We start from the raw sequence: 10,431 nt of genomic DNA, 5'->3' as shown, positions 1-10,431 counted from the left end.
CCCACTTTGTAGGCCGTGGCTTGTGACGGGATCACAATATGACGCTCAACCATTTTCACGGCATCGCCCACCGGGTTCGGCGTATTGGTGGTGTAGTACTCGATACCTTGTTCACGGGTCCACTTTTTATCATGGATGCCGGTATCCACCACCAGGCGGCAAGCACGCCATAACTCCATGGCCAAACGCCCAAAGTCTGAATAAGGATTCTCATACAGTCCGATCTCTTTGGGTAAATACTCGGAGTACAAGCCCCAACCTTCGGTGTGCGCGGTGTAACCACCGAACTTACGGAATTTTGGTAACCCGGTTAATTCTTGCGAGATAGCCAGTTGCATATGGTGACCGGGAATGCCTTCGTGATAGGCCAGCGCTTCCATTTGATAGGTTGGCATTTCTGACATTTTGTAGAGATTGGCGTAATAGATACCAGGACGCGAACCATCCGGAGCGGGTGAATTATAAAAGGCTTTACCGGCCGATTTTTCGCGGAACGGTTCAACCCGCTTGACGATCAGATCGGCTTTGGGTTTGGTCAGGAACAACTCGTCCAGACGGGATTTCATGTGCTCGATGACGTCGCGGTTCTCTTGTAAATATTCTTCGCGGCCTGCGTCGGTTTCCGGCTTGTAGAATTGCTTATCCACACGCATGAATTCAAAAAACGCCTGCAGATCGCCTTCAAACCCGACGGTTTTCATGATTGCACGCATCTCGTCATGGATACGCGCAACTTCGCTCAAGCCAATGTTGTGAATTTCATCGGCGGTTTTACTGGTCGTGGTGGTGCGCGCCAGTGCCATGTTGTAAAAGGCTTCGCCATCGGGCAATTTCCAGGCCCCGTCATCGGTGGTGGCTTTGGCTTCCAGCTCCTGGGTTTTGGCAATTAGTTTTTCATAGGCCGGTTTCACAGAATCTGTCAATGCAGCAGTCGCCTTGTTGATCAATGCCTCGGCTTCTTCCTTGGCAAGTTCCAGACCCGCAATTTTTTTCTTGAAGTCGGCCAATAAAGTAGAGTCGTTCTCACTCTCATCAAAAGGTTTACCGGTGATGATGTTCTTGCTATCACTGACCACGTATGGATAAACAAACTTTGGCGCCATGATGCCAAGGTCGGCGCGAATATCCAGACCGGTAATAACATTATCAAAACGCTGCATAAGGCCGTTTAAACGCGAGATGTAGGCTTCGGCATCACTGACATCGGTAATCCTGTGGAAATTGATCAGGAAAGATGGCGCACCAGACTGAACCCCGAACATTTGATTCACCGGATAATTGTGATAACGGTATTTAAAGTTTTTAATCTCGCGTTCAGCATCATCCACAGCCAGGCGGTAACTGATCTTGGTTTGAGCATCCAGCTTGTCAAAATCAATTTTGTCCTTGACCATGGCCAGATTAAGTTTGGTCAATTCCAATTCTTCAAATTGACGTTCCTGGGAATTGTCATCCCATTTGCCGTAATCTTTCTTAATGCCAAGAAAAGTTTGAAATGACGGGCTGCGATCAACCGCCTGATCGAACATGGCATCAAACAAGGCATTAGCGCGTTCGCTTTCAGTGCCAAACTCTTTGCTCGACCAATCCGCGAAACTGCTTTTTTGCACATCGGCTAATTTACTTTTAATTGCATCAAGTGTTGCCGCATCCAGTGTGGGTAACTCCAGACCGGCCTGTTCGGCCATTTGAGTAAGCTCATCAACCATTGCCGCGCCGTCAGTGACGGCTTTTTGCATGTCTTCGGATTTAGAACATCCGGTAAATAACAAGCTTGCAATAAAAACGCTGGACAAGGTTTTGATAAAACCTTTAGTAATGGACATATATATCTCCTAAATCATCATGGATTCTAAATTTGTAGACAAGAATATTTGTGGGACTCTTTCACCAAGCGGGAAATAAGCCAAGCGCCGATTATAGCGGCCTAAAGACTAATACGCGACTTGATTACGGCCATTGGATTTGGCGAAATACAGATGTCGATCGGCTTGCGCGATCAGCTCGCCCATCAGGTAAGTCATGGATTTTGCTGACCATTCTGGCGCCAAACAGGCCACACCTACAGAAATGGTGACCTTGATTAGTCGCCCGTCGTCGAGAGTGAAATAATCGTCTTCGATCAAGGATCGCACCCGTTCAGCAAATTGTGCTGCGGCCGAAAGTTTGACATCCGGTAAGGCAATAATGAATTCTTCGCCCCCGTAGCGGGCAGCGATATCACCATAACGCAACGCTGAACGTACGCGTTGGCTAAGTTGGCGCAGCACACTGTCACCTGCCGGATGTCCAAAGGTATCGTTGATCTTTTTGAAATGATCAATATCAAATAATATACAAGAGATTGGTGCCTGCTTGCGTTGCACCCTGGCAAGCTCTTCCTGCATTCGTTGATGCAAGTATCGGCGGTTTGGCCAGCCGGTTAAAACATCGGTCAACCCGGTCAGGACCAGACGTTCGCGGTTAATTACATTCTCCAGGCAAAAACTGATTATGGTTGCCATTTGCTCCAGAAACTCTGTACCCAGACCTGGAAAAAAGCGGCCGGAGTCATTGCTGGCAAAATTCAGGTAACCGATCTTTTTGCTGTGTCTTATTAATGGCAGTATCGCTACACTCTGGATGTTTTCCATCACAACGTCTTGTTCGACATTCTCATTCACAAAAAAGGGCGCCGTTTTTTCAGTGTAGGTATTTAGATAAGGTGCATGAATTTTTTCAATTGTCTGACTGTATTTTTTAAGGTTTTCAGTGACCAGCAAATTGGGGTAATCCTGCATGCTCAAATGATGTCTTTCGAGCAACTCCGGCAAATTGCCCTCTTTATCTTCATACACCAGGGTAACATGGTGCAGTTTGTACACATCACGCAGGCGGGTTAAGAGAATACGCAAGAGGTCGGGTAAGGACTCGGCTTTCAGGAATTCCAGTTGTCGAGTTTGAGTTTGACGTAACAAGAATTCATTTTGTTGTGCCTCCTGTTTAAGCGCCTGCAACTGCTGTTTTAGCTTGCGATTCTCGGTTTCCAGGTCATTCAGGATGGCATTCATGCCCGCTACCATACCAGAGGCTGTGCAAATCACAAAAAAAAAATTGTCACAAATTCGTAACTAGTGTCCTGACTATATCCTTATGCAGTATTACAGCCAAAAAAACCCGGCCGAAGCCGGGTAAATGCCAGAGTGTAACTTGTAAATTATTCCGCTTTAGTCATCGAGTAAACGATCAAACAATATGGCAAGAGCTATCCATTGTCCGATGTCATTATCGTAATAATGTCCGTGACGATAATGACCACGATGGTTGTGACGGGTGTATCGTCCACGGTGATAACTGTCGTGGTAACGCCCATATCGATCATGGTAACGATGGCCGTAATGATAACCGCGATCATAATGCGCCTTGTAGCGCGCCGGGTAACAGCGTTTTACACGATCGCCATAGCGGTTATACACATATCGACAATTTTTTCGCCCTCTGAAACTTGCGTAGTAGGCAGGTGCGTAATAACTCCAGTCGTAGTAGTGCGAACGGTAATGTTTTTTATGTTTGTACTTTTTGTGCTTCTTATGCTTGGCGTATCGTTTGTTACGTTTGTTATAGGAGTCATCGTCATAGCGATAATGACCAGAACTGTGACGGTTACGACGACCATCGTGTGAACGCCGCTCACTGTGATGACGGTCTGAACGTCGATCATTGTAGTTTCGATCACTATAATTACGATCATTATGGCGTCGGTCCGAGCGACGATCATTGTGGCGATCGGCATGACGACGTTGCCCGTGATGAACGTATTCCGGACGATCCGGTGTTTTCGCTATCCGCGGAGTTTTTTTGTCGGCGTTGACCGTGCTGGTGAATGCACTGAGCAACAGCACGCTCGCCAGGCCCGTTGCGATCTTTTTAAATGTGGTTTGAGATGAATGCATAGGCATATCCTCCGGTTGAATCTACACGCTATAAACATAGCTTGCAGCTAGTGTAGGAGCCTACGACTGAATTAATCCTGAATGTCTGGCAAAATCTAATTTTACGTTTAAAAACAATAATTTATAACGAGTTAATGCAGGCTAGACTTTAAAACAACACACCTTTGCGAGAATTATTTTGCGAAATACTTCGCCAGATAGTCATCAAAACTTTCATGGTCATTCTTTTCCATCAGGCTTTGCCTGGCAAGTGACTTTTTCGCAATCTCGCTTAAGCGCGAGTATTTTTTTTCATTCAAATGTAAAGCCGAAAAATATTCATGATGAGCTACTGCGATGTTTTTACTTAAATGATAAAACGAGATCTTTTGCTCACGCATCTCGCATAATATGCGTGCCGACGGGGTTTTCTCGGGGTCAATGATTTTGTCGATCTGTTTTTGCAAGGCCCTGGAATAAAGCGGTTGACTCATTTCCGGCAAACCCTGATCGAGTAGTTTTGCCAAGGGTTGCATATCCTCACACATTGCCCTGCCCCACTCCTGCAAGTTTCGTTCGCGTCCATGATGCAAGAGTTTCAGATCCGGCTTGCGCCCTTCGCGTGCCACTTTTAGCTGGTTTTGAGAATTTTCTGTTTCTTCATCCGGTGTTAATGGCTGGCTCGGATAAAACAGACAATACCAGACCAGCAATTCGAGAAAATACATTTCATCACTATTGACCCCGACCGGATCAAACAAACTGTTATCCAGAGCGCGTAATTCAAGGTATTGCACGCCGGCTCTTTTTAAAGCCTCAGATGGTTTTTCGCCACTGCGCGCAACCCGCTTGGGCCTGACCAAGGTGTAATACTCGTTCTCGATCTGTAACAGGTTGCTATTCAACTGTCGATACTCGCCATCCACTTTTACACCTATCTTGTCGTATTCCGGATACGGTGTACTGATCGCAGCGGTTAGATCTGTGATGTATTCCTGCAAACTATTGGCCGACACCTGTATGGATGACTGACTTTCATTCTTGTAACCGATATTGCTCATGCGCAAGGAGGTGGCATGGGGCAAATAATAGCTGCTATACATTTCCTCCAGACCATCACTACTGACATTGAAGCTTTTACATACCGCTGGTGAACACCCGAATAAATACAAAATGATCCAGCTGGAACGACGCAGGTTTCTCAATATATGAAAATACTGGGACGAGATAAAATCTTCACTTTGTTTTCCAACAAAGGTTTGGAATTCCCTGTAGATTGGCCAAAATCGCTCCGGAATAGAATAATTAAAATGCACGCCCGAAATAGTTTGCATGGTACGCCCGTAGCGATAACCCAGTCCCAATCGATACACGTGTTTCATGCGACCCACATTGGAACTACCAAACTTGGCTACAGGAACATCACTACCCTTGGTAACCATGCACGGCATACTCGCGGGCCAGATCAATTCGTGAAGATGATCCTGATTATCGGATTGCTGATGTAAAACTTTATGCGTGTATTGATGCAACTCGGTGAGCGATTGCATAACTTGCCAATTGTTTGCATATGGCGGGGTGACAAATTCGAGCTGTGCTTCGGAATAATCCGTTGTGATGTAGGGATGAGTCAGGGCTGAACCAAGCGCTTTTGGATGTCGGGTTTTGGCAATGGTACCGTCTGGGCTTACGCGTAAACTTTCTTTTTCAACACCGCGTAATCCGCCCACAAGAATCTCGGCACCGCCCATGTCGCGTATCGATTCGAGAACTTTGAAATACTCGGAGGTCATTTGATCAGGAGTCATGGTTGGCTATTCTACTTGGTGTTGGATAAGGTTAGTTGAATCAATTATTCAATCCTCGCATGGGTTTTAATTAGTACAAAATTAATCGCTAATTAGCTCAAATTGTCAGGTTTTGAGCTGGATTTGCATAATTTTTCAGCGATTTAATCAGAATTTAGAAAATTTACTGTACCCGGTCAAATTATTTTGCCACAATGGGCTGGTAAAAAAATAATTGTTAATTCAGTTAGTTAGAAGAATATTAAAATATCTAAATAAAGGCATTCAAGCAATCTGTAAGCTAAACTGAAATATTTTGTTAACTGAGTCACATTTCCAAAGCAGGGACCTTGGCATAATGTGCAGGTTAAATCAGCTTAGCTCGTTGTAGTTTAATCAACCAACAATAAATTTGCATGACAACCAGCTTTAATACAAACGATCAACTCACATTACTGGTCTATGACGACGATCGGGAAATTTTCTCGTATGTGAAAACAATTGCTAAAGGTCTGGGTTACAGGGTTCTTTGTGCAAACAATTTCAGTGAGTTCAGGGCACAAAACTCACACGACATCGACATCATCATGCTCGGCTTGCAGATGTCCGACCACGACGGCGTGGAGATTCTCCGATATTTGAAAAAAATTGAAAGCCAGGCGGGAATCATTATCACCTCCTCTGCACTGGAAAGCGTACTCAAAGCCAGTGGTCGCCTGGCAAGCTCGCACAGTTTGCGCTACATGGGTTATTTACTAAAGCCTTATGAACAAAATGCTCTAGAACGCAAACTCACCCAGGAAATTCCCGAACTCGACAAACCACGGCGGCGTAACTTCCCCGAATTCAGTCGTAATGACGTAAGACGTTGCATTGCCAAAGACGAGATCGTGATGTTTTACCAACCCAAGATCGATATCGAAACTTTGCAATTTGTGTCGGTAGAAGCATTAGTGCGTTGGCAACACCCTGATTTGGGCATTCTAGGGCCGGGAGCCTTTCTGCCATTGGTAGAAGAACTGAATATGATCGGCACCATGACAACCCTGATAATGGAAAAAGCCTACGCCCAGGTGAAAAGCTGGGAAAAGATCGGACTCTCACCAAAGATCGCTGTGAACTTGTCGGCGCGTTCCTTTTTTGAACTCGATCTGCCCGAACAGTTCGTCTCGATTGCGACAAAATATGAAGTACCGATCGACCGAATTACTCTGGAGATCACAGAGAGCTGGGATGCTCAAGACAGTCTGATCGCACTCGACATCATGACGCGTTTACGCCTGAAAGGATTTAACTTGTCCATCGATGATTTCGGTACAGGTTATTCGAGCATGACCCAACTCAAAGACATACCTTTTACCGAGCTCAAGCTTGATCAGTCATTTGTACGTGGAGCAACTGACGATGGCGGCGCCCGTGCCATTGTTGAATCTTGTATCGAACTTGGGCACAAACTGGGTTTGCATGTAGTCGCAGAAGGCGTCGAAACCCAGACTGACTGGGAACTCGTTTCAGACCTTGGCTGTGATGAAGGTCAGGGCTATTTCATTGCCCGCCCAATGCCAGGCGATAATATACCGAATTGGCTGGAGCGCTGGAACGTCTCACTCGGCCTGGACGAAAAAGCAACCCGCGAAACCGCCTGAACCGGCAGCCATCTGCTACGGCAGTATATGTAAATTGGTTAAAAGTTCCGTTTTTTATTCTTTATTTTCCTGTTTTGTTTCTTTAATCGAAACACGTTATCCACTATAGTAGGTATTGGATTTATTCATTCTCAGCAAGGAGATTCCAGATGTTGTATGTATTAGGCCTGATTATTGTAATTGTCGTATTCGTTATTGGCATTTACAACAAATTGGTCGGGGCCAAAAACCAGGTTAAGAACGCTTTTTCACAGATCGATGTGCAACTAACCCGTCGCCATGACCTTATTCCAAACTTGATCGAGGCTGTTAAAGGTTACATGAAGCATGAAAGTGAAACACTGGAAGCCGTGGTTAATGCGCGTAACGCCGCTGTCTCCGGCTTACAAGCCGCTGCCGCTGATCCATCCAATCCGGAAGCGATCGAAAATCTTTCCAAAGCGGAAGGACAATTGAATGGCGCCTTGGGACGCTTGTTTGCACTGGCCGAAGCCTACCCTGACCTCAAGGCCAATGAGAACATGATGCAGTTCCAGGAAGAGTTAACTTCTACCGAGAACCGTGTGGCCTTTGCGCGCCAGGCCTTCAATGATGCCGTAATGCGTTTTAATACCATGCGCGAACAATTTCCAAACAACTTTGTGGTGGGTTTTTTCCCTGGCAAATTCAATGCAGCCCAGCATTTGCAAATTGAAGATGGCAAAACCGAAGTGCCAAAAGTCTCATTTGACTAATTGATCGCAGACCTTTTCAATACAGGTATCCTCACAATATTTAACGCGTGGGGATACCCGGACGCATGAATTTTTTCGAACAACAAGAACAAGCCAAACGCCAGTCACGCAAACTGTTTGTGGCTTTTGCCTTTGCTGTAATCGCAATCATCATTTTGGTGGATGTGGTGGTAGCTTTTGCTGCTGCTTATATTGGCGCGACCAACAGTAATCTTAATCAGTTTAATCTTTTTAGCGGTGCGTGGCTGCAGAACAATGCCGGCCTTATGCTGGCCAGTACATTGATTACCAGTGGCTTCATTGGCGCGGCGAGTATGTATAAAAGCGTGCGTCTGGGTTTTGGTGGCGGCACGGTAGCCAAAGATATGGGTGGCACCCAGATCACCGCCGATGTACGTGATCCCTTACGCAAACGCTTGTTCAATGTGGTTGAAGAAATGTGCATCGCTTCGGGTCTGCCCATGCCGGAAATCTATGTGCTGGAAGAAGAGGCCGCGATTAATGCCTTCGCGGCTGGCAGCCAGCCCTCCAATGCGGCAATTGCAGTAACCCGCGGGGCCTTGGAACACTTTGATCGTGATGAATTACAAGGCGTTATCGCACATGAATTCTCACATATCCTGAATGGCGATATGCGCATTAATATTCGTTTGATGGGGGTATTGTTTGGCATATTGATCATAAGTCTGATCGGCCGCACACTTTTACGCAGTTCGCGTCACGCACGCTATTCACGACGTAATGAAAATGTTTCGATCGTGCTGGTGATTGGTATGGCGCTGGCGGTGATCGGTTACGTAGGCCTGACCATGGGACGCCTGATCAAGGCTGCGGTATCACGTCAACGTGAATTTCTGGCCGACGCATCAGCGGTCCAATTCACCCGTCAAACCGACGGCATCAAAATGGCCTTAATGAAGATCGCTGCCAGTAAACACAGCTCGGTATTCAAAGCCTCGGATGCCGAAGAAGTCAGTCATATGTTATTTTCCAGTGGTCTAAAAATGTTTGGCGGCGCCTTTGCCACCCATCCGCCCCTGCCGGAACGCTTGTTGGCACTGGACCCGCACTTTAAACCCGACGACATCAATAAACTTGCCCTGGATATGGTCGAAAATGCCAGAAAAGTGGCCGAGCGTGCCGAACAAGAACTTAAAGCCGAACAAGAAAAAAGCGACAAGCCCGGACAAACCGATGCCTTTGGAAAAGCGCTGGGAGGCCTGGGGGTTTTATTACCTGGAGCTATCAGTGATGCAGTCGGTAACCCCGCCATCCAACACGTAATGTATGCCGAGGTATTGCGTCAACAACTGCCCCGCAAACTTCTTGATGCAGCCCACGACCAGGATAAAGATGTGTTTGACCTCACTCTGGCGCTACTCTTACACCCCGATGAAGAACAACGGCTAAAACAACTGGCGGTCTTGAATAAACAAATGGGCCAGGATCGCACCAATAAAGTCATTGAATACTTTACCGAAGTGCAGCAGAACAGTGATCAATTTCGTTTACCTTTACTCGATCTCGCTTTTCCGGCTTTGAAACGCCGCACCCAGGAAGAGTTGAATTTTCTTCGCGATCTGATCGATCGTATCGTGCACACCGATAACAAGATTGAACCTTTCGAATACGCCTTATCGCGCGTTCTTGCCTCACACCTCGCAGACAGTTGGGCGCCTTATGCACAGGGCAAGGTCGAAAAAAAGCCTGCGAAGATCACTGCTGCCATCACACATTTGTTTGCCGTTATTTCGCTGGAAGGCAGTCATGACCACGCAATCAATGCCGAGGCCTATGAAGATGGAATCAAGTATTTCATCGAGCATCCCAACAGCAAACGTTTGCTTAAGCATCTGGACCAGGAAGCCTTACTGCGTTTCGAGACCCCGGATGAGAACTGGATCCATGATCTCGATCAGGGTCTGTTAAGTCTGGACGCCTTGCCCATGAAGATCAAACGTGCCCTGATCGAAGCCCTTTCCATCACCATCGCGTTTGATGATGAGGTCAGTCAAGTGGAATCAGAACTTTTGCGTGCGATCTGCTCAACCCTGCATTGCCCGATGCCACCGATACTAAAGACTCAAGCCAGCGTTTCCTGATCAACTAAAAAAAGAAAGCCGACCCAAACAATGAGCCGGCTTTCTGGACACCCAACAATGGAGGAGGATTCATTGTCGGACTTCGGGATCGGGGAGATGACTTGAGATCAATCTCCCCAAAATTTCCACCAGGGCTTTTTACCTGGATTTTTAGTAACACTTTGGTCTTGCTCTGGATCACTACTTTTTTCACTGTCCGGTGCCGTTAGCGCACCAGTCTGATTCAACTCTTTTGCCTCAAGCGTCTGACG

At 46.5% G+C, this 10,431-nt stretch carries 8 protein-coding genes; 3 read left to right on the top strand and 5 right to left on the bottom strand.

Going from position 1 to position 10,431, the window contains the following annotated elements; translation table 11 throughout:
- From HKN88_07055 to HKN88_07040, 4 genes are all read right to left on the bottom strand, one after another.
- Positions 1–1,688, bottom strand: a 1,688-nt coding sequence (locus tag HKN88_07055) for a DUF885 domain-containing protein (GenBank protein NNC97815.1), incomplete at its 3' end; no start/stop codon positions are given.
- Positions 1,689–1,934: 246 nt separating this feature from the next.
- Positions 1,935–3,050: a sensor domain-containing diguanylate cyclase gene (locus HKN88_07050; protein NNC97814.1), complete on the bottom strand. Its 1,116-nt coding sequence runs from the start codon at positions 3,048–3,050 to the stop codon at positions 1,935–1,937.
- Between the two features lie 156 nt (positions 3,051–3,206).
- Positions 3,207–3,932 (bottom strand): hypothetical protein, encoded by a 726-nt coding sequence (locus tag HKN88_07045; protein NNC97813.1) that lies wholly within the window; start codon positions 3,930–3,932, stop codon positions 3,207–3,209.
- Between the two features lie 173 nt (positions 3,933–4,105).
- The gene (locus HKN88_07040; protein ID NNC97812.1) at positions 4,106–5,704 is read right to left on the bottom strand and encodes a glutamate--cysteine ligase; all 1,599 of its coding nucleotides are present in this window, start codon (positions 5,702–5,704) and stop codon (positions 4,106–4,108) included.
- A gap of 410 nt (positions 5,705–6,114) precedes the next feature.
- Here HKN88_07040 and HKN88_07035 point away from each other — a divergent pair, with 410 nt between their 5' ends.
- From HKN88_07035 to HKN88_07025, 3 genes are all read left to right on the top strand, one after another.
- Positions 6,115–7,344 carry an EAL domain-containing response regulator gene (locus HKN88_07035; protein ID NNC97811.1) on the top strand — a complete coding sequence of 410 codons (1,230 nt, stop codon included), beginning with the start codon at positions 6,115–6,117 and terminating at the stop codon, positions 7,342–7,344.
- Positions 7,345–7,493: 149 nt separating this feature from the next.
- Entirely contained in the window at positions 7,494–8,078 is a 585-nt protein-coding gene (locus HKN88_07030; GenBank protein NNC97810.1) for a LemA family protein, read from the top strand.
- 65 nt (positions 8,079–8,143) lie between these two features.
- Entirely contained in the window at positions 8,144–10,180 is a 2,037-nt protein-coding gene (locus tag HKN88_07025; GenBank protein NNC97809.1) for a M48 family metallopeptidase, read from the top strand.
- Between the two features lie 107 nt (positions 10,181–10,287).
- On the opposite strand, the gene HKN88_07020 is transcribed toward HKN88_07025, so the two are convergent.
- The coding region (locus HKN88_07020) for a hypothetical protein (GenBank protein ID NNC97808.1) at positions 10,288–10,431 on the bottom strand (144 nt) is incomplete at its 5' end.

The sequence above is a fragment of the Gammaproteobacteria bacterium genome, assembly GCA_013001575.1.
Lineage (GTDB): Bacteria > Pseudomonadota > Gammaproteobacteria > Steroidobacterales > JABDMI01 > JABDMI01.
Note: the sequence above shows the minus strand (reverse complement) of the source record. Positions and strands in the feature narration are given on the sequence as shown.

Bases quoted from the DNA above. Each gene is read 5' to 3' on its own strand.
- HKN88_07050 (NNC97814.1), bottom strand. From the start codon at position 3,050: ATGAATGCCATCCTGAATGACCTGGAAACCGAGAATCGCAAGCTAAAA.
- HKN88_07045 (NNC97813.1), bottom strand. From the start codon at position 3,932: ATGCATTCATCTCAAACCACATTTAAAAAGATCGCAACGGGCCTGGCG.
- HKN88_07040 (NNC97812.1), bottom strand. From the start codon at position 5,704: ATGACCTCCGAGTATTTCAAAGTTCTCGAATCGATACGCGACATGGGC.
- HKN88_07035 (NNC97811.1), top strand. From the start codon at position 6,115: ATGACAACCAGCTTTAATACAAACGATCAACTCACATTACTGGTCTAT.
- HKN88_07030 (NNC97810.1), top strand. From the start codon at position 7,494: ATGTTGTATGTATTAGGCCTGATTATTGTAATTGTCGTATTCGTTATT.
- HKN88_07025 (NNC97809.1), top strand. From the start codon at position 8,144: ATGAATTTTTTCGAACAACAAGAACAAGCCAAACGCCAGTCACGCAAA.